Below are 24,121 nucleotides of genomic sequence, written 5' to 3' on the forward strand. Positions count from 1 at the left end.
CTGCGGCGGGACGCTGGCCCGGATTACAAGTCTTGGCCCCGCAATGAACGCAGCGCGGAAAGCGACTGGAACGGAATTGTTGCCACGGACACGACGTTTCCGGACCGGCGGACTTCACCAGGCAACATGACGGCGAGATCAAAGTGGTCCCTGCCCACGCGATCAATGACGCCCCGCATCGTCCGCTCCTCCCGCACCGACTCAAGCAGGTGAACTGCCAGTTCCGCCCGGTCGCGGGCCAGCATTCGGAGTGCGCTGGCCAGGCCAAGCCGCTGTGACGCCTTCGACTGGCCTGCCCGCACCTGCCGGCCCAGGCCCTGATAGGTCAATGCTGCCGTGACGGGCACCAACCACTGGTGGCGAGCTTCGTCCAGGACCAACGATTCGCTTCCGACATGACTGAGCGTCCCGGACACCTGCGTTCCGGACCGCAGCGTCACATCAATCTTCTGGCCGATTGCTCCGCGCAACCTGTCGGAGACGTCGATTCCGGCCATCTCCACGCGGGCCCGCTCTGAAATTTCGGACTCAAGTCCCAGCAATCGTTCGGAGGCCAGTTGTGCCTCCATGTCTTCAAACAAAGCATCCCAACGCATTGCGTCAGCGTAAGCGTGCACCCCTCGATGGTCAATCTTTCTTCATAGACAACCAACTCCTAGACAAATGCCGCTTACTGTGCCCAAAATAGGTCAAGCAGCATCAAGTACCATCAAACAGCATCAAATGTCATCAACTGGGTAAGGGGAACCCATGGAACAGACGAACACGCTCGTTCGGCACGATGTTGCAATGGCGGCGACCATCCTGGTGCTCGCTCTTTTGCTCGCTATCACCGGACTGATCTTGGTTGGCCGATGGCACTCCGCGGCAGGACGATTCCAGGCACCCATGTTCGAAGACCTCCTGGGATTTGTCGCAACTGCCGCCGGTCTGGGGATCGGGGTCTGGTGGATCGCCACGTTCCTTCTGGCAATGGCCGCCGCGCTCCTCCAGCAATCGGGAAAGGACCGCTGCGCGAGCGCCACCGCCAAACTCAGCCCGGCCTTCATGCGCAGACTGGCCGTTGCAATTCTCGGCCTGAACCTCGTAGGAATCCCCCTGGCGAATGCGTCACCGGAACAGCTTGAACCAGCGTGGAGCCCGTCAAACGGCTCAGCACCGTCCAGCGGCATCTCTGCCCAATGGTTACCCGCCTCCAGTCCTTCTCCCCATCTCCCAGTCGTGCCCTCACTTGAGTCCGGCTCATCGGAGATCGACCCCCATTGGCAACCCCGCGCACCTGCCGCCGAGCCGGGGCTTCTGGGTACCAGGCCACAGCGGGCCGCGGAACAGTCTGCCTCGCCGAATCAAGGCGAAGTGGTGGTGAAGCGAGGCGATTCACTGTGGTCGATTGCCGCCCGGCAGCTAGGCCCCTTGGCCAGCGACGTCGACATTGCCCTCCAGTGGCCGAAGTGGTACGCCACAAACCGGAATGTCATCGGAGACGACCCGGGTCTCATTGTCCCGGGTCAGATCCTCCAACCACCTCCCAAGTAGCTCCGCGGCCGAACCACCAGCCGAACCGCCAGCCGAACCACTACCAACCGCCATCCAGCGATCCGTAACCGAGGGAGTCCATGAGCGCATCACCAGCCGTCCACAGCTTGCCCGACGCGGTCCTCCAGGCGACTTCGCCACCCATTGCCTCCCGTTCAATCGTGGCTTCGCCTCGCGCCAAAGCCCGAACGGACGGTCCGTCCGGCAGGGGGCCATCTTCTGCCCGCAAAGCGGCCCAGCTCCTCAGCCTCGACGCGGAAATCCGCGCGCTGGCCCGCAGCATCGCCCAAGCCGCCGTCGAAGTTCTTGCCGGCACCCGGCCGGCGCAACAGCTCTCACGGACCCTGGACCCCGGATGCCTCAGTGCACTGCAGCACCGGGCCGCACTGACGCGGGCCCATGCTGCCAACGCCCAAGGCGGGCAGTCTCGCCTTCACCGAAGTCCGATGGTCCGCTCTGTGCGTGTCTGCGCGGTGAACGACGGAGTGTACGAGGCCAGCTTGGTTGTCTCAGAAGAACTCCGCTCCCGCGCCGTAGCCATGAGGCTTGAAGGGAGCAACGGCGCGTGGAAGGTCACCGCCCTCGAAATCGGCTGACGGCGGGGTTCATCAAGGACCGGAAAGGAGAAGGACCAGAACGGGTGTTCTGGTCCTTCTCCTTTTTCGCCGCAAGCATCCGTTTGTTGGATACGTCCAGCGGTTGCGGGCGTCCGTCAGCTACAGGCGGCAGGCAATCGCGGTGTCAGCGGCGCTTCTTCTTGTTGGATCCGCGCTGCTTGTCATCGGCGGCAGCCTTGGCGGGGTTGCCTGAGCGTCCCGAGGCCCGCCCTTCGACGCGGGTCTGGCTCGCGCCGTCTTCACCAGGTGCCGTGTACTGCAGCTGAACAGGCTTTTCCGGGGCTTCGAGGCCGGCGGCGCGGATCTGTGGATCGTGATGTTCAACGTGACCGCCTTCAGGGCTGCCGTCCACCACCACCACGTCTTCGGCCGGCGTTACTTCCACTTCCAGGTTGTAGAGGAAGCCAACGCTCTCCTCGCGGATGGCTTCCATCATGCTCTGGAACATCGTGAACCCTTCACGCTGGTACTCGACCAGGGGATCCCTTTGGGCCATGGCGCGCAGGCCAATGCCCTCTTTGAGGTAGTCCATCTCATAGAGGTGTTCCTGCCACTTGCGTCCAAGGACCGAGAGGACAACCCTGCGCTCAAGCTCGCGCATGTTCTCGGCGCCAATGGCTTCTTCCCGCTCCTTGTAAACGAGCTGCGCGTCCGAAAGGATCTCGTTTTTGAGGAATTCAACGGACACGCGGGCCTTGCCGCCGGCTTCGTCAATGATGTCCTGGGCCGTGACAGTTACCGGGTATAGCGTCTTGAGGTTGGTCCACAGTTGGTGGAAGTCCCAATCATCGCCGGTTCCCTCCGCCGTTGCGGCATCGATCAGGGCGTTGATGGTGTCTTCCAGGAAGAACTGGACCTTTTCGTGCAGATCGTCGCCTTCCAGGATCCTGCGACGGTCGCCATAGATGGCTTCGCGCTGGCGGTTCAGGACGTCGTCGTACTTGAGGACGTTCTTGCGCTGCTCAGCGTTCCGCCCTTCAACCTGGCCCTGGGCCGAAGCGATTGCGCGGGACACGAGCTTGGATTCGAGGGCAACGTCGTCCGGCACGGAGCTGTTCATAAGGCGCTCGGCGGCACCGGAGTTGAAGAGCCTCATGAGGTCATCGGTCAGCGAGAGGTAGAAGCGGGACTCCCCCGGGTCACCCTGGCGGCCCGAGCGGCCACGGAGCTGGTTGTCGATGCGACGGGATTCGTGGCGTTCCGTGCCCAGCACATACAGCCCGCCAAGTTCAAGCACTTCCTCATGCTCGTCCTTGACTGCCTGCTTGGCTGCTTCGAATGCTTCCGGCCACGCGGCCTCGTACTCCTCGGAGTTTTCTTCAGGGTCCAGGCCCCGCTTTGCCAGTTCGGCGATGGCCGTGAACTCGGCGTTTCCGCCCAGCATGATGTCAGTACCACGGCCGGCCATGTTGGTAGCGACCGTGACGGCGCCCTTGCGTCCCGCTTGCGCGACAATGGCGGCCTCGCGTGCGTGGTTCTTTGCGTTCAGGACCTCGTGCCGGATGCCTTCCTTGGCCAGCAGCTTGGCAAGGTATTCGCTCTTCTCCACGCTGGTGGTACCGACGAGAACGGGTTGGCCTTTTTCGTGCCGCTCCGCGATGTCGTTCACGACGGCTTCGAACTTCACGATTTCGTTCTTGTACACGAGGTCCGACTGGTCGAGGCGCTGCATGTCCCGGTTGGTGGGAATGGGCACCACGCCAAGCTTGTACGTGCTCATGAACTCTGCGGCTTCGGTTTCAGCGGTACCGGTCATGCCCGAGAGCTTGGAGTACATGCGGAAGTAGTTCTGCAGGGTCACGGTGGCGAGAGTCTGGTTCTCAGCCTTGATCTCGACGTTTTCCTTGGCCTCGATCGCCTGGTGCATGCCTTCGTTGTAGCGCCGTCCGGCAAGGATACGGCCGGCGTGTTCGTCAACAATGAGGACTTCGCCGTCCAGGATGACGTAGTCCTTGTCCCGCTTGAAAAGCTCTTTGGCCTTGATGGCGTTGTTCAGGAAGCCGATGAGCGGGGTGTTGGCGGATTCGTAGAGGTTCTGGATGCCGAGGTAGTCCTCGACCTTCTCGATGCCGGCTTCGAGAACACCGACAGTGCGCTTCTTTTCGTCGACCTCGTAGTCGATTTCAGGCTGGAGACGCTGCACGACCTTGGCGAATTCGCTGTACCAGCGGTTGGTGTCACCCTGGGCAGGACCGGAAATAATGAGCGGGGTACGGGCTTCGTCGATGAGGATGGAGTCTACTTCATCGACAATCGCGTAGTGGTGGCCGCGCTGCACAAGCTCGGATTTGTCCCACGCCATGTTGTCGCGCAAGTAGTCGAAGCCGAATTCGTTGTTGGTGCCATAGGTGATGTCTGCAGCGTACATCTGACGGCGCACGTCGGGATCCTGGTTGGACAGGATGCAACCGCTGCTAAGGCCAAGGAAGCGGTAGACACGGCCCATGAGTTCGGACTGGTATTCGGCGAGGTAGTCGTTGACTGTAACGACGTGCACGCCCTTGCCGGTCAGGGCATTGAGGAAGGCCGGAGCGGTGGCCACAAGGGTCTTTCCTTCACCGGTCTTCATTTCCGCGATATTGCCGAGGTGAAGAGCGGCCCCACCCATGAGCTGGACATCGAAGTGGCGCATCCCCAGGGTGCGGGAGGAAGCTTCACGCACGGCTGCGAAAGCCTCCGGCAAGAGATCGTCGAGCTTCTCGCCGTCCTCGTGACGGGCGCGCAGCCTGTCCGTCTCCTCGCGCAATTCGGCGTCGGAGAAAGTCTTGAAGGAGTCTTCGAGGGCGTTGATGGAATCGGCATAGGTCCGCAGTTGCCTCAGGGTCTTTTTGTCACCCGTGCGGAGAAGTTTTTCGATAAGTGATGCCACGTAAAGTTGCTCCCAGTCTCAAGCTGCCGAATTCTGGCGGTTTCAGTCTACGGGAGAGACCAACTCGCCGCGGCCTCGTTTCCCTGAGAGCGGAGCGCAGGCGCCCGCAGGCCGCTGCCGGAGACCCCTGGACCTCAGCCGCGGGCCACCGCCGTGGCAAGCGCCGACGAGAGATCGCCGATCGGTGACACGACGACGTCGTCGAGCCCCAGCCACTCGGCCATAAGCCGCAGCTCGGCAGAAAGCTCGACGGCGGTGTCCGCCGGGGCGTCCGGCTCGGCGTGGGCGGCACGCACCAGAAGCTGCTTGGCCGAACGGTCGGCCTTGAGATCCACGCGCGCGACCACGGCGTCCCGGAGGAGGAAAGGCAGCACGTAGTAGCCGAACTTGCGCTTCTCCGCGGGTGTGTAGATTTCGATCCGGTAATGGAAGCCGAACAACTCCTCAAGCCTTCTACGCTCAAAGACCAGTGAATCAAACGGGCTGAGCAGTGCGCGGCCCGTGGCTGCCCGGGGAAGCCGGGCGTCCACATGCCGGTACAAAGCCCGGTCCCAGCCACGCACCGTAACCGGCTCCAGGCGCCCGGCGGCACCGAGCCTGTCGATCGAGGCTGCAGCGGCCTTCACTGGAGTCCGGAAGTAATCGGCGAAGCAACGGATTGTTCCGATGCCATGGGCCTGGGCTGCGGCGTCGATCAGCCGGTCCATGGCCGCCCTCGACATGTCGGAGCCACCGTTCGGGAGCGCTCCTGGCCGAGCGATGATGGCGGGCAATCCCGGCGGCAGAACCCGCGATGTCAGCGTGTACCGGCGCTCGAATTGCTCTGTCCTCGACGCGGCCGTCACGAGCCCCTCTTCAAACAGGTGCTCCAGAACCCTTTTGACCAGGTTCCAGTTCCAGCCCCAGTTATCGTGCTCCCGGTCTTCCTGGTGCCCCAGGTGCGCGGTCAATTGAGCGGCAGTCATGGGGCGCCCGGTTGCGAGCGCGTCGAGGATCCGCTTGGCCATGTCCTCCCGGATTCCGCGTTCCAAGTGGGCCGCGCCTACCCACGCACGGGTTTGCCACAGCAGCAGATCCTGGAAGTGTTCCGGGCGGATGAAGCTCGCCTCGTGCGCCCAGTACTCCATCATGCGCCGCGGGCTTCGCCCGGCCATGGCATGAATGATGCTTCGGTCGTAGTTGCCAAGCCTTGAGAAGAATGGAAGGTAATGACTGCGTGAGAGGACATTGACGGAATCGATCTGCACCACCTGGAGGCGGGCAAAGGTGCGGCCCACCGTCCGTGAAGTCACGGGGCCGGTGGGCCGTTCCTTGTCCAGTCCTTGGGCTGCCAATGCAATCCGCCGTGCCTGCAACAGGCTCAGCGAAGCGGCCATGCCAGTCCTTTCATGGGAAATACGAATGCGGCCTAGGCTGTGGCGGCCTGGTCATTCGAACGGTAAGCGTGGATCTTTTCCTCCACGGGTTCGTCTCCTGGTTCGCATGTGGAGTCGAGAGTGATTACTCCATATGTCCAGCCACGACGGCGGTAGACAACCGACGGCGTGTTGGTTTCCTTGTCCACGAACAGGTAGAAATTGTGGCCCACCAATTCCATGTTGTCCACCGCGTCATCAAGGGTGAGCGAAGCGGCGGGGAAAACCTTGCGACGAATCAGGACCGGGGAATCACCGGCCGGAATGTCGTTGTCGACGTCGTAGGGCGAAGTCTCCACCGGTGGCGTCGTTGGCTCCTGGTGGTTGCTGGCCTCTACGTAAATGGGTTCGCTCGCGCTGGCAGGCTCAAGCGTCGCAGTAGCCTCACGAACGGCTTTGGGGGTGTGGCGGCCGTGGTGGACCTTCTTGCGGTCCTTGGCCCTGCGGAGTCTTTCCAGCAGCTTGCTATAGGCGAGATCAAAGGCGGCAAATTTGTCAGCGGCGCTCGCTTCGGCCCGGATCACAGGGCCCCGGCCCAGAACTGTCACTTCCACCGTGAGCTGGCCCGGTGTCTGGCGCGGGTTGGTTTCCTTTGAAACCTTCGCGTCAACCCTCTGGACCTTGTCCCCAAGCGATTCAATCTTTGAAATCTTCTCGCCGGCATACTCGCGGAAGCGATCCGAAACGGTCAGATTACGGCCGCTGATCATGAACTCCATGGTGCCCTCCAAACAACTCAGGTGACACGATAAGGGCGCTTCTCGGGGCTGATCTGACGGACAGTCGAGCCCCTTTCCGAGCCGCTATCGACAGGTACATCTGTTCTTGGTACCCATAACCGACGTTAGTTCATCGCCACTGGTAATTCATCCTTTCGTCACTTATTTTTTGTTTGAGTCGGTGTGGGCTGCATGCCCGGCCCGTCCGTAGGCTGCTCGCTAACGGCCGGCGGCCTGGTGGCTGCAAGGACCACCGCGCCACACACCACGCCTCCCGCCGCAGACACTGCCCGCGCGGCTTCGGCGAGGGTGGCACCCGTAGTGAGGACGTCGTCGACGACGACGCATGCCCTACCCTCCAAGGAACCTTTGCGGAACATCCGAACGGTCATGGAGCCGCGGACACGGCGCGCACGCTCTCCGCGGCCCAAGCCCTTTTGCCCGTTTCCCGGTCCGGGCGCCTTCTTCAACGCATCCGTCATGCGCAGACCCGGCAACATGTCCAGGCGCCGTAGACGGCCGAGCAAGAGATGGACCGGACTGAATCCGCGTCGCCGGAAGGCCGCGTTGCTGCTGGGAACGGGTACAAGACAGATGCCTGCCCCGTCTCCAACGGCAGAACGGATGGCCTTGCCCAGTGCAGGCGCGAGCACCGAGGCCAGCCGTCCTTGGCCTAGATGCTTGAAAGAAAGCAGGGCCTGGGCCAGTTCGTCCCGATAGTGTCCGCCCGCGACAACGGGCAGGATCACGGACCCGTCCACCGTGAGCAAGGCCGGCGCCTGCCCTTCTGCCCGGAATGGACGGGTGCACAAAAGGCGCAACTGCCGTGCACAGGCGCCGCAGAGCGCCGAATCTTCGGAACCACAGCACACACATTCCACCGGGGCCAGAACGGCCAGCAACTCGACGAAGGCCTCGCCAACGCCCTGCGCGAGCCTCGCCAACCGGGCAGGATGGACTCCCCGATGGCGCGCGCCGCTAACCGGGAAGACGGTGAGGTCAGGGTCACGCACTCGACAACGGCTGTCAGTACGCATGCCCCAAGCATCCGGCTCCTCGCCTACGGCCAACACTCCCGAAGCGCGCTATGTGGAAAACCGCGCTTCGCGGAGGGCGCCTAGCCCGGGAAGGAAGGGTCTACCGGGCCCTTGAGTTGCAGTTCCCAGCCGTTGCCCACTCGTTGGAACACGCCTGCGCCCGACTGTCCGAAAATCTGTTCCGGTCCGTTGCCCGCGCTGATGGTCGTCAGGTTCGGCCATGCCGGCAACAGCTGCGGCTGGCTCGACGTCAAGGACAACAGTTCGGGAACCACGTTCTCGGTTGACGAGGCTTTCATCACCGCGACTGTCGTGGAATTCACCCAAACCCCTTGATCAACGGGAGCGGAAGAGAACAAAGTTATGGGTGCAGTCAGATCCTTGGGGGTGCCGTCAGGATTGCGGACAATACCGGTCACCTGTACCGATGACTTGCCGTTCATCTCGGAGATGACCAGTGCGCGCGTCCCTTCACGGGATATCCGGAAGTCCCTCACCACGCGCCCTGCCAACCATGCCGGCGTCATCGTCACCGTGGGGACGGGCTGGCCTTGAGGAACGTTGGACGGTTTGAACGCCACGACCTCGGTGGCACCGTTGGCTCCCGGACCTGCCGTCCAAACCCAGTCCTGCGGGCTGAAGGAGGGATGGCTCAGCGTGCTCCTGGTTGTCAGTTGGCGGGCGGGTTGGCCGGGAATCATCGAATACAGGGTGGTTCCGGCACCGTTGAGGAAGGCCACCGCCTGGGACGTCGGGGACTCGGCGGGAGCGCTCGGGCTCAGTCCGGCCACCGCCTGCATGTCCGGAAGGGCCGAGACCCTGTTGTTCTCGTAGCGCACGAGTTCGTCATTGCTGACGGCGATTTGGCGTGCAGGAGCATTCTTCTCAAGCACCGGCGGCAGGACCGAGCCATTGTCCTCGACCCGGACAAGATCCTGGTCAGCCCGCAACTGAACGTTCACCACGTCCGGCTGGCTACGGAAGGTCAGGGTCAGTTGGTTTTGCATGCGCTGCCGGTCCTCGGCCGAGGCATCCACCAGCTCCTTCGCGGAAAGGTCCACCTGGGCTGCTCCCGACACCACCGGCACCGACTCCCTGGCCAGCTTCATGCCGGAAGGAAAAGCACTGACGACGGCACCCTGGAGGTAGGGCGCAGGACCGTCGAGCAAAGCGCTGGTCATCGCCTTGACAGTGTTCTTCTTGATGAACCACCGGACGTCCGGAACCGCGTACGTGAACGTGGGGTCGTAGAAATAGATGGGCTGGGCCGCGTAGATGACTTTGAACGTCTCTTCCGGGATCGCGGTGCCGTCCGGGACCGCCGAAATCCGCCATTCGCCGTCGACCTGCTCCAGGGTCACCGGAATTGTTTCGGTGGTTCCTTCCGGGAACTGCGTCGCAACGCCGTCGGCGTCGACCGCGTAGGCGAGGTCCAACTGGTACTTGAACTCGTTTTCCACGCCGGTCTTGACGACGGTCGCCTTCCGGAAAACGAGCGTGCGTTTGTCGGACTTCCAGCTGACGGACAGCGCCTGCGTGAGGTACTGCCGGGCCACGGCGTAGTCGCCTTCGTAACCGCTGCCAGCACCATAGAAGTCTTCGATGATGGACTCCGGGGTGGCGCCTGGGTGTGGCGGCGGAGGGAAGAAGACGGGAGCGTTCGGGTTGCCCGCGCTTTCGTCCTTGCTCTTTCCCACCGGACCGGACCGCGGGATCTGCGCGCAGGAACTGAGGACCACCATGAGGACAGCAAGAACGGCGATCACGGCCCGTAAGAGGTACGGGCGCCGGGACAGGTACGAGCGTCGGGAACTCAAGGTGCCGTCCTCCCTTGGGCTGTGTCGGCGTCGTCGTTTCCGGCAGGCGGCAGTACGGGGGGCAGTGCAGGCGGAGGTGACGAAGCATCCCCGGGGCTCGGGTCCGCAGTGGAACCCCGCTCGGGCGGCGGGTCGCCCGCATCCAAAACGAGCATCTGGCGCTCAGGAGCGGCGCCCGGCAAATGGATGTCTGCAGGTTCAAGCTGCAACGGTGATTTCACGATGGTGCCACCCTTCTTGAGAGGCAGCGTCAGCCGGAAGTTTGAACCGGATCCCTTGCGGCCCCAAGCCTGCAACCAACCGTTGTGGAGCTTGGTGTCCTCCGCGGCGATGGAAAGTCCCAGTCCGCTGCCGCCAGTGGTCCGCGCACGTGCGGGATCGGCGCGCCAGAAACGGTCAAAGACCCGCGCGGTTTCCGCCGCGGTCATCCCTATGCCGAAGTCCCGGACAGAGATGGCGACGGCATCGTGGTTGGCCGCAACGGAAACGTGGACAGGTTTCCCCTCGCCGTGTTCGACGGCGTTGAGCAGCAGGTTCCGCAGGATGCGGTCGATCCTGCGGGCATCCATCTCCACGATGATGCGCTTGTGGCGAGAGGTAAGGCGCACTTCGGAGCCGTACTCCGCGGCAACGGGAGAGGCGCCGTCGATGACGTGCGAAACGACCTGGAAGATGTCCGTCGGTTCGGAGTCCAACACCGCGGCCCCGGCGTCGAAGCGTGAAATCTCCAGCAGGTCCGAGAGCAACGACTGGAAACGCTCCACCTGGTTGTAAAGCAGTTCCGCGGAGCGCTTGTTGATGGGGTCGAAGTCATCGCGGGCATCGAACAACACTTCGGCTGCCATCCGAACGGTCGTGAGCGGTGTCCGCAGTTCATGGGACACATCGGAGACGAACCGCTGCTGCATCTGGGACAACGTGGCCAGCTGCGTAATCTGTTCCTGCAGGCTCGCGGCCATGTGGTTGAAGGAGGCGCCCAGCCTGGCCACTTCGTCTTCGCCCTTGACCACCATCCGTTCCTGCAACTGGCCTGCCGCCAGCTTCTCGGAGACGACGGCGGCGTGGCTCACCGGACTCACGACGTTCCTGGTCACGTACCAGGCGATACCGCCGATCATCAGGATGAGTGCGGCGCCGCCCGCCCACAGCACGTTCTGGATTTCGTCCAGGGTTTGTTGGGCGGTATCCAGGTCATAGAGGAGATAGAGCTCGTAGACCGTGCCGTTGAACGTGACCTTGTTTCCGACGGCGATGCCGGGGTGGTCCTGGTTGCCGACGGGGAACTCGGTGGAAGCCCAGTACTGGTCCTTGCCCGATTCCTGCACCGACTTGCGAAGTGCCGGAGGAATGACGCGGACCGTCAATTGATCCGAGGCCCGCGATTCCACCCAGCGGTTGCGCGGCTTGGTTTGTTCGGGCATCGCTTCGAACACGTACCGCCGCTGGATGACCGAGCCGTTGCCCTCCACCGCTTTGAGGGTGTCGTAGACGAGGGTGATGACGCTTGATTGGTCGTTGGCCTGTGAACCGTCGAAGGTGTCCTGGACTTGCTTGACGTAGTAGCGGCTCTCGGATTCGGCTTGCTTCAAACGCTCCTGGAACAGGTTGTTCGCTATTTGGTTTGAGAGGTACGCGCCGACCACAGCAAATGACACCATCGACAGCACGATCGTCACCGCAACGGTCCTGAATTCGAGGGAGCGGCGCCAACGGCGCAGCAGGGCGCGCCACAAATACCGGATTCCCGGCCGGATGTGGCGAAGTCCGGTCACCACAAGGCGGGAGACACGCAGTGCCAGGATCAGGGCGCGGCGCGTCCATATGCGGGTGCGCTCCAGGATCCACGGGAGATTCAGTGCCCGGGCGTCCGTGTGTTCCGGGACAGGATGTCCTGAAACGGGATTTTTGACCTTGGCCGCGGCCTCTTGATCAGTGCCGGGCTCACCGGTGGAAGACTCAGGCGCCTGCTTTATATCCGACACCACGAACCGTCAATACAACTTCAGGAGCTTCCGGGTCACGCTCGATCTTGGACCGCAGGCGCTGGACATGGACATTGACCAGCCGGGTGTCGGCAGCGTGGCGGTAGCCCCATACCTGCTCAAGGAGCAGTTCACGGGTGAAGACCTGCCAGGGCTTGCGCGCCAGCGCGACCAAGAGATCGAATTCCAGGGGCGTCAGCGAAATCCGCTCTCCGCCGCGGGTCACCAAGTGGCCCGCCACGTCGATGGTGACGTCGGCAATCCGCAGGGTCTCGGGCGCCTTCTGGTCTCCCGGGCGCAGCCGGGCGCGGACCCGGGCCACAAGCTCGGCCGGTTTGAAAGGCTTGGGCACGTAGTCGTCAGCACCGGATTCAAGGCCGCGAACGACGTCGGAGGTATCCGATTTGGCGGTGAGCATGACGATCGGAACGTCCGACTCCCCGCGGATCTGGCGGCACACTTCGATGCCATCCGATCCGGGCAGCATCAGGTCAAGCAGTACCAGATCTGGTTTGGAGGAACGGAAGACCTCCAGCGCTTGCCCGCCGTCGGCGCAAAAAACCGGGTCGAAGCCGTCGTTCCGCAGCACGATGCCGATCATTTCGGCCAGCGCTTCGTCGTCGTCTACTACCAGGATGCGTGCCTTCATAGTTATATATTCCCTTATCACCAAGCCTTTGTCCCGTTGAGCCCGATCACGGCATGGCGCGCTGCAGCCCGCAGGCAAATGGGCTATGAGGCGCGACGACGGAACTATAGGCTGGTGCGAACGGTCCCTCCCGGGGTCCGTGCATTGCTGCGGACGCATCTTTTGGGGAGGAAAACGTGTCACAGCCAGATCCGGGCAACCGGCCGGAACAGGGACCACAGCCGCCGTGGGGCACCCAGCCGCAATGGGGCGCCCAGCCACAATGGGGCGCGCCACAGTATCCGGGACAATCGTGGGGCGCGCCGATCGATCCGCGCTGGCCCGCCGGCGGTCCGCCGCCCTATGGCCAGCCCCGCTATGTGGCTCCCCCGAAGCCCGGAATCGTGCCCCTCCGGCCGCTCTTCTTCGGTGAAATCATGGACGGCGCCTTCCAGACCATCCGCCGGAACGCCAAAACCATGTTCGGGTCCGCCCTCATTGTCCAGGCCATCACCGGCGCATTGAGCGAGGTGGCCGCGCTGGGCATGCTCGGGATGGTCCAACCTCCCGTAGGAGGATTCACTAGCCAGGACGAGGCGATGCGGTATCTTGGCCCGGTCTTTGGCGCCACTGCCGGGATTATGGGAATTTCCTTGCTCACCATGGTGCTCGCAGCCATCCTTCAGGGCGTCATGGCCATCCCCGTCGCCAGGTCCGCGTTGAACCGGCCCACAGGGTTCAAGCAAATGTGGTCCCTGGCCCGCTCGCGTATCTGGCCCTTGGTAGGCTTTGCCTCCCTCCTCCTTGCTGGATCATTGCTTTTCTTCCTGGTCGTGTTCTTGCTGGCCGCCCTCATCCTGACTGGATTGGGACCGCTCGGCGTGCTATTGCTTCTCCCGTTGGGATTCGGCGCCGCCGTCGCATACGCCTGGATCTACACGAAGCTGTTGGTGGCCCCGGCCGCCATCACGATAGAAGAGCTCGGAGTCTTCGCCGGACTCCGGCGCTCGTGGACGCTGACGAGCCGGAATTGGTGGCGGATCTTCGGAATCACGCTGCTCGTGGCCTTCATGGTGGGTATCATCGGTTCGGTCATCCAGATTCCCCTGGGCTTGGCTTCCGGTGGAATAAACTCCGTGTTCGCACCCCATGCCGGCGCCTCACAAGTGACGACGACGGCGATTGTCCTGGCGGTGGTCTCGCTGGTCGTAGGAGTCCTCGTAAGTGCCGTCGGCTTCGCCTTCCAAACCTCCGTAGCATCCCTGATCTACATGGACCTGAGGATGCGACGTGACGGACTGGACGTGGAGCTCCTGCGGCTTCTGGAGACCGGAGAAGATCCCGACGGCGTTCCGGGCCGCCGCCGGGCACGTCAAGCCGGTTCGCAACCATGGCCGCCGAACACCGCTCAGGGTTTCCCCAGAGGATGATCCCGGCATCGGCGCCCTTCGCCTTTCTTTTCGCCGCCTCCGAGCCTCCCGTCGATCCCGATCGCGGCGAGGCCCAGCGATGGGCGGCCGAGGAACTGTCCAAGCCGCAATACGCATCGGCCAAACCCAGTTGGATCGCTGAGATGTGGAATCAGTTCATCGACTGGCTCCGCTCCTTGAACGGCGATTCCATCGGCGGAGCAAATATCGGCGTGCCGCTGATCGGTGCCCTGGCCGTGGTTCTCATCGTGGTTGCCGTGATAGTTGTCAGGCCGAGGCTCAACGCGCGGAAGAAGACGTCGGCGAAGGTCTTCGACGGCGAGCCAACAGTTGATGCCGACGCGTTCCGCGCCCGGGCATCTGCTGCGGCAAGCCGTGAGGACTGGCAAACGGCCGTCGTCGAACAGTTCCGCGCTGTGGTTCGCTCTGCGGAGGAGCGGGCAGTCATTGATGCCCAGGCTGGCCGGACCGCGGACGAGGCGGCTGCTCGATTGGGGCGCGCGTTCGGGGCAGCCAGTTCGCGGCTTGAGGAAGTGGCCAGGATTTTCGATGGCGTGAAATACGGGAAGGCAACCGCCACCTCTTCCGACCATGCTGCCGTGCTGGCATTGGACACCGGACTATCGGCCATGAAACCCGATTTCGCCGGGCAGTCCGCCAACGGTTTGGCGGTGCCGCGATGACAACCGGCCCGATGACAACCGATCCAATGACAACCGGCCCCGGCAAAGCAAAGGAACGCCGTACAGCCGCGCAGTTGCGGGGCTGGTTGCGCCGCCATATGGCCTGGATCATCATCGGGGCCATCGTCGCGGTACTGGGCTCTGTCACGGTGGCCCAGTCCCCCGCGAACTCGGACACGGCACCCCTCTCTGCCCGCAATCCCGCCCCGGATGGTGCCATGGCCGCGGCCGAAATCCTTCGACAGCACGGAGTCATGGTCACGGAATCCGATTCGCTCGCGACCACAACCTCACTGCTGGCCGGGAAACCGCGCGCCACTGTCTTGTTGTATGACCGCAATGGCTATCTCGACTCCGCCCAGTTGCACAGCTTGCTGCAATCGGCCGCCCGCGTGGTTGTCGTGGCTCCCGGACTCCGAACCCTGACCGGGCTGAGCCGCGAGATCCATAACGCCGGAGTGGTTCCCGACGGGACGTCAACGTTGGAAGCGGGCTGCGGGCAAGCGGATCCACTTGCTGCGGGGCGTGTCTCCGGCAAGGGCGCATTCCTTTACACAGGAGCCGATGTGACCTGCTACCGGCCCAGCAGCAACGACGGCGGCATGTACGCGGCCAGCGCGGACGGTCGGCTGGTGGTTCTCGGCAGCACCGCCCTTCTCAGCAACGATCTCCTGCAGGTGGAGGGCAACGCCGCGTTGTCCCTCCGGACCCTCGGGCCTACGCCGGATCTCGTCTGGTATCTCCCTGGCCTCGGTGACGTACCGAATGATGGCTCACCGCCTACTCTGAATGAATTGGCGCCACCGTGGGTCGGCTTCCTGGGTTTGTGGTTGGCGGTACTCGCGTTGCTCGCCGTGCTGTGGCGGGGCAGGCGGCTTGGTCCGCTCGTGTTCGAGCCGCTGCCAGTCGTGGTCAAAGCTGTAGAGACCGCCGAAGGCCGCGCCCGTCTCTACCAGGATTCGCGCGCTGTCGGCCAGGCAGCCGATAATCTCCGGGCCGGCACTTTGACCAGGCTTGCCAAGCACTTCCGGCTCGGCCCCGAGGCGAGCGCAGATGCCGTTCTCGATGCCGTGTCCCGAAACATCAACCGGCCGGCACAGGAGCTGCGGATGCTACTGCTGGACCACCGGCCACGTACCGAATCAGAACTGGTCCAATGGGCACAAAGCATCGAAAAACTCGAGCAGGAGGCAACAGCCGCATGAGCAATCAAGCAAACAGTTTCACCGACGGCAGCTACGGCTACTCGGGAGGCCCGGCGTCGCAGGGACAGCCAGCGCAGGCACCTACCCGATCCGACCTTGCCCGCAAAGCCTTGCTGGACGTCCGTCACGAAGTAGGCAAGGCTGTCGTCGGACAGGATGCAACGGTGACGGGCATGCTCATCGCGCTGCTCTGCGGGGGCCACGTACTGCTTGAGGGTGTTCCGGGCGTTGCCAAAACCCTGCTGGTGCGTGGCTTGTCCGCGGCGCTGAGCCTGGATACGAAGCGCGTCCAGTTCACTCCGGATCTCATGCCGGGTGACGTCACGGGCTCGCTCGTCTACGACACGCACACCTCGGAATTCACCTTCCGCGAAGGACCGGTGTTCACCAACATCATGTTGGCGGACGAAATCAACCGAACGCCGCCAAAGACCCAGGCTTCGCTGCTGGAAGCCATGGAGGAGCGCCAGGTATCCGTGGACGGAATCTCCCGGCCCTTGCCGTCGCCGTTCATTGTTGCCGCCACGCAGAACCCCGTCGAGTACGAGGGCACCTATCCCCTGCCCGAGGCGCAGCTGGACCGCTTCCTGCTGAAGCTCTCCATGCCGCTGCCCGGACGTGCCGAAGAGATCGAAGTGATCCGCAGGCACTCGGAAGGTTTTGATCCGCGCAATTTGCTGGCTGCGGGAGTCAGGCCAGTGGCAGGCGTCGCCGAACTGCAAAATGCCCGCGACGCGGTGGCCGAAGTGACAGTGGCCCCCGAGATCCTCGGCTACATCGTGGACGTCGTGCGGGCGACGCGGGCGGCGCCGTCGTTCCAGCTGGGAGTCTCCCCACGTGGCGCCACAGCGCTGCTGAACACCTCGCGCGCCTGGGCATGGTTGTCCGGACGCAACTTCGTCACCCCCGACGACGTCAAGGCACTCTCCCTGCCGTGTTTGAGGCACCGTGTTGGGCTTCGACCCGAAGCCCAAATGGACGGTGTGCACGTGGATGATGTCCTCGGCAGCATCCTGGCTTCTGTTCCCGTGCCGCGCTGATTGGCCTCGCCTCATGACTTTCCACCTCATGACTCTCTCCTTCAGGCGGTACTGAATGGCGATCACAGGCCGCTTTGTGCTGCTGGTTTTCGCCGCATTGGCCCCGTTGCTGCTGTTTCCCGCCTGGGGTACAGTCCTCATTACCTCCGCCATGCTTTTGGCCCTCGTGTTGTCCGACCTCCTGCTGGCCGCCTCGCCGGCCAAGATTGCCCTGCGGCGGAAGGATCCCGGGAATGTCACCCTCCACGCGGAAACGGAATCCGTTCTGACGATGGAAAACGGCAACCGGCGGACCTTCCGCGGAATGGTGCGTGACGCCTGGCAGCCCTCCGCAGGGACCGTCGCCCCGGTCCAGCGCATCGAAATCCCGGCTGGTGAGCGACGGCGAATGTCAGTACAGCTGAGGCCAACACGGCGCGGCGACCTGACGGCACCTCATGTAACGCTGCGTTCTTTCGGCCCGCTTGGCCTGGCTGCCAGGCAACGCACCGTGGCCCTCCCCGGCCGTCTTCGCGTCCTGCCGCCGTTCCATTCCAAGCGGCATTTGCCGTCCAAGCTGCGGAAACTGCGGGAGCTCGACGGCAAAGCGGCCGTGCAGATCCGCGGGGCCGGCACGGAGTTCGATTCCCTCCGCGAGTACGTCCGGGGCGACGACGTGCGCTCCATCGACTGGCGGGCAACCGCCCGGCGCACCGCCGTCGTCGTCCGGACCTGGCGACCCGAACGGGACCGCCGCGTCGTGATCATGCTCGACACCTCGCGCACGGCGGCAGCCCGAATCGACGACGAGCCCCGCCTGGACACCGGAATGGAGGCGGCTCTCCTGCTGGCAGTGCTGGCTGAGCGAGGCGGAGACCGCGTGGACTTCTTCGCCTTCGACAGGCGCGTCCGCGGGCGCGTCGATTCAGCGGCAAAAGGCAATCTCCTCGGCTCCCTGGTCCAGGCCATGGCTCCGCTTGAGGCGGAACTGATCGAGATGGACTGGGCCCTGGTCCCGGCCCAGGTACGGGCCATTTCCGCGCACCGTTCTCTCGTGGTCCTGTTGACCTCGCTCGACAGCGGCGCCCCCGAAGAAGGACTCATTCCTTTGGTCGCGCAACTGGTGCGGCAGCACGTCGTGCTGCTCGGATCGGTCCGGGATCCCTTGCTGGGACGAATGAAGGAAGAACGCACGACGGCGAGCCAGGTCTTCCGTGCCTCGGCCGCCGAACGTGCCCTGCTGGACCGTGAGGCCGTCAGCGCCCAATTGCGCCAGCTTGGCGCGGAGGTAGTTGACGCCGAGCCGTTGGAACTGCCGCCGCTCCTGGCGGATGCGTACATTCGGCTAAAGGCTGCGGGCCGCTTGTAGCCTGGCGACGCGCCGAGTCCAGATATCAACAACCCGGAATCCGAGGAAAGCACATGAGCACACCCATCTACGAGCTGGCGCTGGGCGGCAAGTTCCGGCAGTTGCAGCCTGAACTCCAGGAATATTTCTCCCTTGCCCCGGGCTCCGGATCCTACGGAATCGGCGAGGGCGTCTTCGACGTGGTCGGTTGCCGGCAGAAGTGGCTCCGCCCCTTCCTTGCCACGGTTGCAGGGGAAGAGGCCTTCTTCCCCGAGTACGGCGAGCGTGTCCCGTTCCGCATCGAAAATCATGCCCACCTTGATCCGTTCGGACGGTCCAGCCTCACGGCCCGGCGTGAAATTTTCTTTCCCGGGCACACCCGGTTGTTCCATGACACCACTGTCGCGGAGACCACCGACGACGGCGGCACCCGCCTGGTCGACTATGTGGGCCGATACCGCAGGCTTGCCACGGCATTGGATCTGGATGTCACGCCGGAGGGGCGCCTTCGCGGCGTCTCGGGTGCCTCGCGTTTGTTCCTGGGTCCGCTGAGGCTCACCTTGCCGGCTTCCCTTGATGCGAAGGCCTACGCGGAGCAGTGGTGGGATGCGGCAGAAGGCAAGCATCGGATCCAGGTGAAGGTGCTTCAGCCACACGTCGGCCTGGTCCTGGTCTACGCGGGCTCCTTCGACTACCGTTTGGCGCCCTCGCTACCCGCGACGGATGGTGCCGCCGCCCGCGAACCGCGACCGCCGCCGTCGGGCTCCCCCGTTATGCCGAGCCGGACCGTTGGGAACGGCGCGTCTAGAAGGGGCCGGACGGCAGGCTAGCCGAGCGCGAGCTGGTTCAGCCCGTCCGCAATCTGGCTCAAGCGGTTGAGAACCTCTTTGGCCCCCGACGGCGAGAATCCGGCCAGCCCGTCCGACGGCGTGACACGCACAGCCCCGAGGCTCGACGCCGGCAGGCCGAGTTGGCGCCAAGGCCGCCAGACGGTGTCCACAAGCTCGGCGGTACGTGGCAGGTTTGCCCGCGGATTGTCTATGGGCATAGCGCCGGCCCACAGGCGTTTGCCCGCTTCCACCGCGGTGGCAATCTGTTCCCATTGGCGCGTGGTGAGTGCTTTGAGCGGGAGGGCGACGCCGTCGGCTCCGGAGGAGAGGATCTGCTGGATCGGGGCTTCGATTTCCGGAACGGAAACCACGGTCTCCGCCACCCCTGCGGCCCGCAGCGCGTCGATCACCAACCGCCAGGCGCCCGTGACCTCCTCGACCGGGATGGAGCGGAGGGTGCGGTATCCGCTCGCGGTGGGAATGGTGCCGGCCAACACGGAAGAGATATCCGGTTCGTCGAGCTGGACCACTATCCCGGCGCCCGGCACGGCCGCCCGGACCCGGGATACGTGCTCGGCGACGCCGGCGGCCAAGGACTCCGCAATTTCCCTACGGGCGCCGTAGTCAAGGAGGGCGCGCTCCCCGTTGTGCAAGTAGAGGCCGGCCGCGAGGCTCATCGGGCCGCGCAACTGGATCTTCAGAGCATCGGCGGAGGATTCTTCCGAGCCGGCAACGTCGGCCAGGACGTTGATGTCCGTAGCAAGGGCGGACTTCGCACGCCGCAGGTCTTTCCCGGGACGGTCAACCAGGCGCCAGCCGTGCGGCTGCACATCGATGGCCAACTCAACCAGAAGGGATGCGGTCCGGCCGAGGGCGTCCGAGCCGACGCCACGGTCCGGAAGCTCGGCCAGGAACGGCAGGTGGGGGCTGCCCAGCTCGCCGCGGATGATCCGGGCTGCCTCAGCAGGATCCGTTCCGGGCCAAGGACCCAATGCCGTGGCGGTGACCTGGTTCTGCGCGGTTTCGGCGGCCATGTGTTCAGGCCTGCGCGATGGAAGCCTGGTGGCCTTCAGCGATTGCCTCGTGGTGCCGGATGACCTCACTGATGATGAAATTCAGGAACTTCTCGGCGAAGGCAGGATCGAGGTTCGCCTCTTCCGCGAGCCGGCGGAGCCGCGCAATCTGGGCGGACTCTCTTCCCGGGTCTCCGGCAGGAAGCTTGTGCGTCGCCTTGAGGACGCCCACTTTCTGGGTGGCCTTGAAGCGTTCCGCAAGGAGGAAGACGAGAGTGGCGTCGATGTTGTCGATGCTGGAGCGGATGGAGAGCAACTCGTCCATGACGGCCTGGTCCACGCGGCCGGCCAGGGAGCTGGCGGAAGGATCGAAGGAGTCGGCGTCGGGGAGGGCGTGGTTCTGCTCGGTCATTCCTCCAGTCTAGGGTGTGCCGGCCGGCCCTTGAGGGGCAGAATGGGCATGTCCGCGCCGATGAGAAGGAGAGCACGCATGAAAATCGCAGTTCTTGGCACCGGAATGGTGGGGCACACTCTGGCCGGCAAATTGGTGGCGATAGGCCACGAGGTCATGATGGGTTCCCGGGAGGCCGGCAATCCCAAGGGGACGGAGTGGGCGGCGCAGGCAGGTCCGGGAGCAAGCTCCGGTTCCTTCGCGCAGGCCGCAGCCATGGCCGAGATCGTGGTCAACGCAACCCCCGGCATGGTCTCGCTCGCCGCGTTGAGTGAAGCCGGGGCGGCGAACCTGGCCGGCAAGGTCCTTATGGATGTGTCCAATCCGCTGGACTTTTCTGCCGGCTTCCCGCCGTCGCTCTCCGTCTGCAATACCGACAGCATTGCCGAAACCATCCAGCGTTCCTTCCCCAAGGCCCGTGTGGTCAAGGCCCTCAACACCTTGGAGGCTCCGCTGATGGTTGACCCGCTCAGGCTCGCCGATGGCGCCCATGACGTCTTCGTGGCGGGGAACGACGACGAGGCGAAAGCCACCGTCGTCGCGCTCCTGCGGGAGTTCGGCTGGCTCCCGGAACACATCCACGACCTGGGCGGGCTCGACGTCGCCCGCGGCCTCGAAATGTGGATGCCGCTGTGGCTGCGGATCTTCATGCGTCAGCCGAAGGACAAGCTCTTCAACATCAGCATCGTGTCCGAATAGCCGCGGCCCAAGGGACATGCCCGCCCTTCGCGGAGAAGGGCGGGCATGTCCGTTCTTTGCGGATCGCCGCTTGGATGGCGGGCTAGATGCCCAGCAGCGCGCGGTGCTCTTCCCGGCGTCGGGCCTGTTCGTCAGGATCCGGCACCGGCAGGGAGGCGATGAGCCTGCGGGTGTAGTCGTGCTGGGGATTGCCCATGATCTGGCTGCCGATCCCCTGCTCGACGAGTTCGCCCTTGTACAACACGCCCACCCAGTGGGAGAGAATGTCCACGACCGCGAGGTCGTGGCTGATGAACAACGCGGCAAAACCGAACTCTTCCTGAATGTCCTTGAACAGTTCCAGGACCTTCGCCTGCACGGAAACGTCGAGGGCCGAGGTCGGCTCGTCGGCGATCAGGAGGCGCGGGTTGAGCGCGAGCGAACGCGCCAGCGAAGCGCGCTGGCGCTGCCCGCCGGAGAGCTCGTGCGGGAAGCGTTCAGCGTACGACGCCGGCAGCTGCACCGATTCGAGCAACTGCGCCACTCGCAGGCGTGCTTGAGCCGGGCTCGGGTGGGTATGGATGAGCAGCGGTTCCGCTACGCACTCACCGATGGTCAGGTGAGGGTTAAACGAGGCGGCCGGGTCCTGGAAGACGAAGCCGATGTCCTTGCGCAGCGGCTTGAACGTGTGTTCCTTGAAGTCCAGCATTTCGTAGCCGAGGACCTTGAGGCTGCCGCCGGTTACCTTGTTGAGGCCCGCAATGGCGCGGCCGATGGTGGACTTGCCGGAACCGGACTCGCCAACCAGGCCAAAGACCTCGTTCTCGGAGACCGTGAAGCTGACGTTGTCCACGGCCTTGAACCCGGGCTTGCCGAGGCGCCCCGGATACTCGATGGTGAGGTTCTTGGCCTCAACCAGGACCTTTCCACCTTGGTGCAACCGTTCGGTGGCCCCCTCGGACGCTGAGTTGCGGCCGAGGTGCGGCACGGCGGCCAGCAGCTTCTTCGTGTAGTCCTGCTTGGGCTCGGAGAACAGGACCCTGGCGGTGGCCTCTTCGACGACGTCGCCTTGGTACATGACCACGACGCGGTCGGCCAGGTCGGCCACGACACCCATGTTGTGCGTAATGAGCACAATCGAGGTGCCGTACTTGTCCCGAAGATCCCGAAGCAACTGAAGGATCTCGGCCTGGACAGTGACGTCCAGGGCCGTCGTCGGCTCGTCCGCCACGATCAAACCCGGGTTCAACGCGAGCGCAGCCGCGATGACTACGCGTTGCTTCTGGCCACCGGAGAGCTGGTGGGGATAGTAGTTGACGCGGGTTTCTGGATCCGGGATGCCTACCTTCCGCAAAGCCTCGGTTGCCCGTTTCTTGGCTTCCTTGGCCGAGATGCGGTGTCCGTCCGAGGCATGGGCCCGGATGCCTTCGGCGATCTGCCAGCCGACCGTGAACACCGGGTTCAGGGCCGTTGACGGTTCCTGAAAGACCATGGCCACATCGCGGCCGCGGATCTTGCGCAGTTTGGACGCGCTGACGCTGATGACGTTGTTACCGTTGATCAGCACGGCTCCCGAGCTGATGGCCGTTTCAGGGAGCAGGCCGAGGATGGTCTTGGCCGTGACGGTCTTGCCCGAACCTGACTCCCCTACGATCGCCAGCACTTCGCCGGCTTTGACCTCGAGGCTGACGTCCTTGACCGCGTAGACGTCTCCGCTGTCGGTGGCAAAGGTGACTTTGAGCCGTTCGATGTCCAGGACGGGCTGCCCGGATGGCAGCGGCTGGTCCGAAATGTTGCCGATATTGGTGGTCATGCCTTACCTGCTTCTCGTTCAGGAGCGGTAGCGGCCCCTGTGTTCGTGCCATCGGTTCCTGCCGCGGCCTTGGAGCGGGAGGCCTTGCCTCCAGCACGCTTGCGGCCGCGTAGGCGGGGATCGTTGAGATCGTTGATGCTTTCGCCGACCAAGGTCAGCCCCAGCACTGTGAGGACGATCGCGATACCGGGGAAGACGCCGGTCCACCAAATGCCGGAGGACGCGTCCGCCATGGCCTTGTTGAGGTCGAAGCCCCATTCTGCGGCTGAGGACGGTTCAATGCCGAAGCCCAGGAAGCCAAGGCCGGCAAGGGTCAGGATCGCTTCAGAGGCGTTCAGGGTGAACATCAGCGGAAGCGTCCTGGTGGCGTTCTTGAAGATGTGCCGGGTGATGATCCGGATGCTGGACGCGCCCAGGACCATGGCCGACTCCACGAACGGCTCAGCCTTGAGCCTGATGGTTTCGGCCCGGATCACGCGGAAATACTGCGGAACGAACACCACGGTGATCGAGAAGGCGCAGGCGAGGATGCCGCCCCAGAAGCTCGACTGGCCACGGCTGATGACGATCGACATGACGATCGCCAGGAGCAGGGAAGGAAAGGCGTAGATGGCATCGGCGATGACTACCAGCACCCGGTCCAGCCAGCCGCCAAAGTAGCCACTGAGCAGGCCCAGCGCCACGCCGAGGAAGATGGACATCACCACGGCGACGACGATCACGGTCACGGCGGTCTGTGAACCCCACAGGACGCGGGAGAGAACGTCATAGCCACCGACTGTTGTGCCGAGCAGGTGCTTGCTTCCGGGAGCCTCCTGCGTCGGGAACGAACCGGAAGCATCACTCAGTTGGGAATAGCCGTACGGTGCGATGAACGGCGCGAGCACGGTCGAGAGAAGGAAGATCCCGGTCAGCACAAGCCCGATGATGAGCATGCCCCGCTGGAGGCCAACGCTCTTGTTGACGTGGGAAATGACAGGAAGTCCTGACAGGAAGGACTTCTTCCGTTCTGGAATTGTTGCAGTGCTCAT

At 63.8% G+C, this 24,121-nt stretch carries 21 protein-coding genes; 9 read left to right on the forward strand and 12 right to left on the reverse strand.

Annotated features, from left to right (window positions below):
• Window positions 1–23: 23 nt before the first annotated feature.
• On the reverse strand, window positions 24–596 hold the full coding sequence (locus ABH924_RS00900) for a hypothetical protein (protein WP_404496201.1): 573 nt from the start codon (window positions 594–596) through the stop codon (window positions 24–26).
• A 154-nt stretch (window positions 597–750) separates the two neighbouring features.
• On the opposite strand from ABH924_RS00900, the gene ABH924_RS00905 reads away from it, so the two are divergent.
• Together ABH924_RS00905 and ABH924_RS00910 are read left to right on the forward strand one after the other, a co-directional pair.
• Window positions 751–1,536 (forward strand): LysM peptidoglycan-binding domain-containing protein, encoded by a 786-nt coding sequence (locus ABH924_RS00905; protein ID WP_404496203.1) that lies wholly within the window; start codon window positions 751–753, stop codon window positions 1,534–1,536.
• 80 nt (window positions 1,537–1,616) lie between these two features.
• Window positions 1,617–2,132 carry an Rv3235 family protein gene (locus ABH924_RS00910; RefSeq protein ID WP_404496205.1) on the forward strand — a complete coding sequence of 172 codons (516 nt, stop codon included), beginning with the start codon at window positions 1,617–1,619 and terminating at the stop codon, window positions 2,130–2,132.
• Window positions 2,133–2,277: 145 nt separating this feature from the next.
• Here ABH924_RS00910 and secA read toward each other — a convergent pair whose 3' ends face one another.
• The 7 genes from secA to mtrA form a co-directional block, all read right to left on the reverse strand.
• Window positions 2,278–5,022, reverse strand: coding sequence for a preprotein translocase subunit SecA (gene secA / locus ABH924_RS00915; protein WP_404496207.1), 2,745 nt, complete (start codon window positions 5,020–5,022; stop codon window positions 2,278–2,280).
• Window positions 5,023–5,156: 134 nt separating this feature from the next.
• A complete protein-coding gene (locus ABH924_RS00920) occupies window positions 5,157–6,398 on the reverse strand; it encodes a winged helix-turn-helix domain-containing protein (RefSeq protein WP_404496209.1) in 1,242 nt (413 codons plus the stop codon).
• Window positions 6,399–6,430: 32 nt separating this feature from the next.
• Complete coding sequence (hpf, locus tag ABH924_RS00925; protein ID WP_234748144.1) at window positions 6,431–7,156, reverse strand: ribosome hibernation-promoting factor, HPF/YfiA family; 726 nt, start codon at window positions 7,154–7,156, stop codon at window positions 6,431–6,433.
• Between the two features lie 158 nt (window positions 7,157–7,314).
• Window positions 7,315–8,193 carry a ComF family protein gene (locus ABH924_RS00930; RefSeq protein WP_404496211.1) on the reverse strand — a complete coding sequence of 293 codons (879 nt, stop codon included), beginning with the start codon at window positions 8,191–8,193 and terminating at the stop codon, window positions 7,315–7,317.
• 80 nt (window positions 8,194–8,273) lie between these two features.
• Complete coding sequence (locus ABH924_RS00935) at window positions 8,274–10,010, reverse strand: LpqB family beta-propeller domain-containing protein (protein WP_404496213.1); 1,737 nt, start codon at window positions 10,008–10,010, stop codon at window positions 8,274–8,276.
• Window positions 10,007–11,866 carry an MtrAB system histidine kinase MtrB gene (gene mtrB / locus ABH924_RS00940; protein WP_404496550.1) on the reverse strand — a complete coding sequence of 620 codons (1,860 nt, stop codon included), beginning with the start codon at window positions 11,864–11,866 and terminating at the stop codon, window positions 10,007–10,009. The genes ABH924_RS00935 and mtrB overlap by 4 nt, the downstream gene beginning before the upstream one ends.
• 100 nt (window positions 11,867–11,966) lie before the next feature.
• Window positions 11,967–12,641 (reverse strand): MtrAB system response regulator MtrA, encoded by a 675-nt coding sequence (mtrA, locus tag ABH924_RS00945; protein WP_059387541.1) that lies wholly within the window; start codon window positions 12,639–12,641, stop codon window positions 11,967–11,969.
• A gap of 176 nt (window positions 12,642–12,817) precedes the next feature.
• Between mtrA and ABH924_RS00950 the strand changes: the two genes are divergently transcribed.
• Genes ABH924_RS00950 through ABH924_RS00975 form a run of 6 tightly spaced genes read left to right on the forward strand, consistent with a single transcriptional unit; the run spans window position 12,818 to window position 19,135 of the window.
• Window positions 12,818–14,050, forward strand: a complete 1,233-nt coding sequence (locus tag ABH924_RS00950; RefSeq protein ID WP_404496215.1) for a hypothetical protein — start codon at window positions 12,818–12,820, stop codon at window positions 14,048–14,050.
• Complete coding sequence (locus tag ABH924_RS00955) at window positions 14,047–14,733, forward strand: DUF4129 domain-containing protein (RefSeq protein ID WP_404496217.1); 687 nt, start codon at window positions 14,047–14,049, stop codon at window positions 14,731–14,733. The genes ABH924_RS00950 and ABH924_RS00955 overlap by 4 nt, the downstream gene beginning before the upstream one ends.
• Window positions 14,734–14,744: 11 nt before the next feature.
• Window positions 14,745–15,938, forward strand: a complete 1,194-nt coding sequence (locus ABH924_RS00960) for a DUF4350 domain-containing protein (RefSeq protein ID WP_404496219.1) — start codon at window positions 14,745–14,747, stop codon at window positions 15,936–15,938.
• Complete coding sequence (locus tag ABH924_RS00965; RefSeq protein WP_404496221.1) at window positions 15,935–16,978, forward strand: AAA family ATPase; 1,044 nt, start codon at window positions 15,935–15,937, stop codon at window positions 16,976–16,978. Before ABH924_RS00960 ends, ABH924_RS00965 begins: the two co-directional genes overlap by 4 nt.
• 55 nt (window positions 16,979–17,033) lie before the next feature.
• Window positions 17,034–18,326: a DUF58 domain-containing protein gene (locus ABH924_RS00970; protein ID WP_404496223.1), complete on the forward strand. Its 1,293-nt coding sequence runs from the start codon at window positions 17,034–17,036 to the stop codon at window positions 18,324–18,326.
• A gap of 53 nt (window positions 18,327–18,379) precedes the next feature.
• Window positions 18,380–19,135 carry a DUF4166 domain-containing protein gene (locus ABH924_RS00975; protein ID WP_404496225.1) on the forward strand — a complete coding sequence of 252 codons (756 nt, stop codon included), beginning with the start codon at window positions 18,380–18,382 and terminating at the stop codon, window positions 19,133–19,135.
• On the opposite strand, the gene ABH924_RS00980 is transcribed toward ABH924_RS00975, so the two are convergent.
• Window positions 19,132–20,169: a hypothetical protein gene (locus ABH924_RS00980; RefSeq protein ID WP_404496227.1), complete on the reverse strand. Its 1,038-nt coding sequence runs from the start codon at window positions 20,167–20,169 to the stop codon at window positions 19,132–19,134. The two genes, ABH924_RS00975 and ABH924_RS00980, sit on opposite strands and share 4 nt — an antisense overlap.
• A gap of 4 nt (window positions 20,170–20,173) precedes the next feature.
• The gene (locus ABH924_RS00985) at window positions 20,174–20,560 is read right to left on the reverse strand and encodes a chorismate mutase (protein WP_236811919.1); all 387 of its coding nucleotides are present in this window, start codon (window positions 20,558–20,560) and stop codon (window positions 20,174–20,176) included.
• 78 nt (window positions 20,561–20,638) lie between these two features.
• Here ABH924_RS00985 and ABH924_RS00990 point away from each other — a divergent pair, with 78 nt between their 5' ends.
• The gene (locus tag ABH924_RS00990) at window positions 20,639–21,298 is read left to right on the forward strand and encodes an NADPH-dependent F420 reductase (RefSeq protein ID WP_404496229.1); all 660 of its coding nucleotides are present in this window, start codon (window positions 20,639–20,641) and stop codon (window positions 21,296–21,298) included.
• Window positions 21,299–21,380: 82 nt separating this feature from the next.
• On the opposite strand, the gene ABH924_RS00995 is transcribed toward ABH924_RS00990, so the two are convergent.
• Together ABH924_RS00995 and ABH924_RS01000 are read right to left on the reverse strand one after the other, a co-directional pair.
• Entirely contained in the window at window positions 21,381–23,090 is a 1,710-nt protein-coding gene (locus tag ABH924_RS00995) for an ABC transporter ATP-binding protein (protein WP_404496231.1), read from the reverse strand.
• Window positions 23,087–24,121, reverse strand: a complete 1,035-nt coding sequence (locus ABH924_RS01000; protein WP_404496233.1) for an ABC transporter permease — start codon at window positions 24,119–24,121, stop codon at window positions 23,087–23,089. Before ABH924_RS01000 ends, ABH924_RS00995 begins: the two co-directional genes overlap by 4 nt.

Source organism: Arthrobacter sp. GAS37, assembly GCF_044908325.1.
Lineage (GTDB): Bacteria > Actinomycetota > Actinomycetes > Actinomycetales > Micrococcaceae > Arthrobacter > Arthrobacter ramosus.

Bases quoted from the DNA above. Each gene is read 5' to 3' on its own strand.
- ABH924_RS00900 (WP_404496201.1), bottom strand. From the start codon at position 596: ATGCGTTGGGATGCTTTGTTTGAAGACATGGAGGCACAACTGGCCTCC.
- ABH924_RS00905 (WP_404496203.1), top strand. From the start codon at position 751: ATGGAACAGACGAACACGCTCGTTCGGCACGATGTTGCAATGGCGGCG.
- ABH924_RS00910 (WP_404496205.1), top strand. From the start codon at position 1,617: ATGAGCGCATCACCAGCCGTCCACAGCTTGCCCGACGCGGTCCTCCAG.
- ABH924_RS00920 (WP_404496209.1), bottom strand. From the start codon at position 6,398: ATGGCCGCTTCGCTGAGCCTGTTGCAGGCACGGCGGATTGCATTGGCA.
- hpf (WP_234748144.1), bottom strand. From the start codon at position 7,156: ATGGAGTTCATGATCAGCGGCCGTAATCTGACCGTTTCGGATCGCTTC.
- ABH924_RS00930 (WP_404496211.1), bottom strand. From the start codon at position 8,193: ATGCGTACTGACAGCCGTTGTCGAGTGCGTGACCCTGACCTCACCGTC.
- mtrA (WP_059387541.1), bottom strand. From the start codon at position 12,641: ATGAAGGCACGCATCCTGGTAGTAGACGACGACGAAGCGCTGGCCGAA.
- ABH924_RS00955 (WP_404496217.1), top strand. From the start codon at position 14,047: ATGATCCCGGCATCGGCGCCCTTCGCCTTTCTTTTCGCCGCCTCCGAG.
- ABH924_RS00960 (WP_404496219.1), top strand. From the start codon at position 14,745: ATGACAACCGATCCAATGACAACCGGCCCCGGCAAAGCAAAGGAACGC.
- ABH924_RS00965 (WP_404496221.1), top strand. From the start codon at position 15,935: ATGAGCAATCAAGCAAACAGTTTCACCGACGGCAGCTACGGCTACTCG.
- ABH924_RS00970 (WP_404496223.1), top strand. From the start codon at position 17,034: ATGGCGATCACAGGCCGCTTTGTGCTGCTGGTTTTCGCCGCATTGGCC.
- ABH924_RS00975 (WP_404496225.1), top strand. From the start codon at position 18,380: ATGAGCACACCCATCTACGAGCTGGCGCTGGGCGGCAAGTTCCGGCAG.
- ABH924_RS00980 (WP_404496227.1), bottom strand. From the start codon at position 20,169: ATGGCCGCCGAAACCGCGCAGAACCAGGTCACCGCCACGGCATTGGGT.
- ABH924_RS00985 (WP_236811919.1), bottom strand. From the start codon at position 20,560: ATGACCGAGCAGAACCACGCCCTCCCCGACGCCGACTCCTTCGATCCT.
- ABH924_RS00990 (WP_404496229.1), top strand. From the start codon at position 20,639: ATGAAAATCGCAGTTCTTGGCACCGGAATGGTGGGGCACACTCTGGCC.
- ABH924_RS00995 (WP_404496231.1), bottom strand. From the start codon at position 23,090: ATGACCACCAATATCGGCAACATTTCGGACCAGCCGCTGCCATCCGGG.
- ABH924_RS01000 (WP_404496233.1), bottom strand. From the start codon at position 24,121: ATGAGCACTGCAACAATTCCAGAACGGAAGAAGTCCTTCCTGTCAGGA.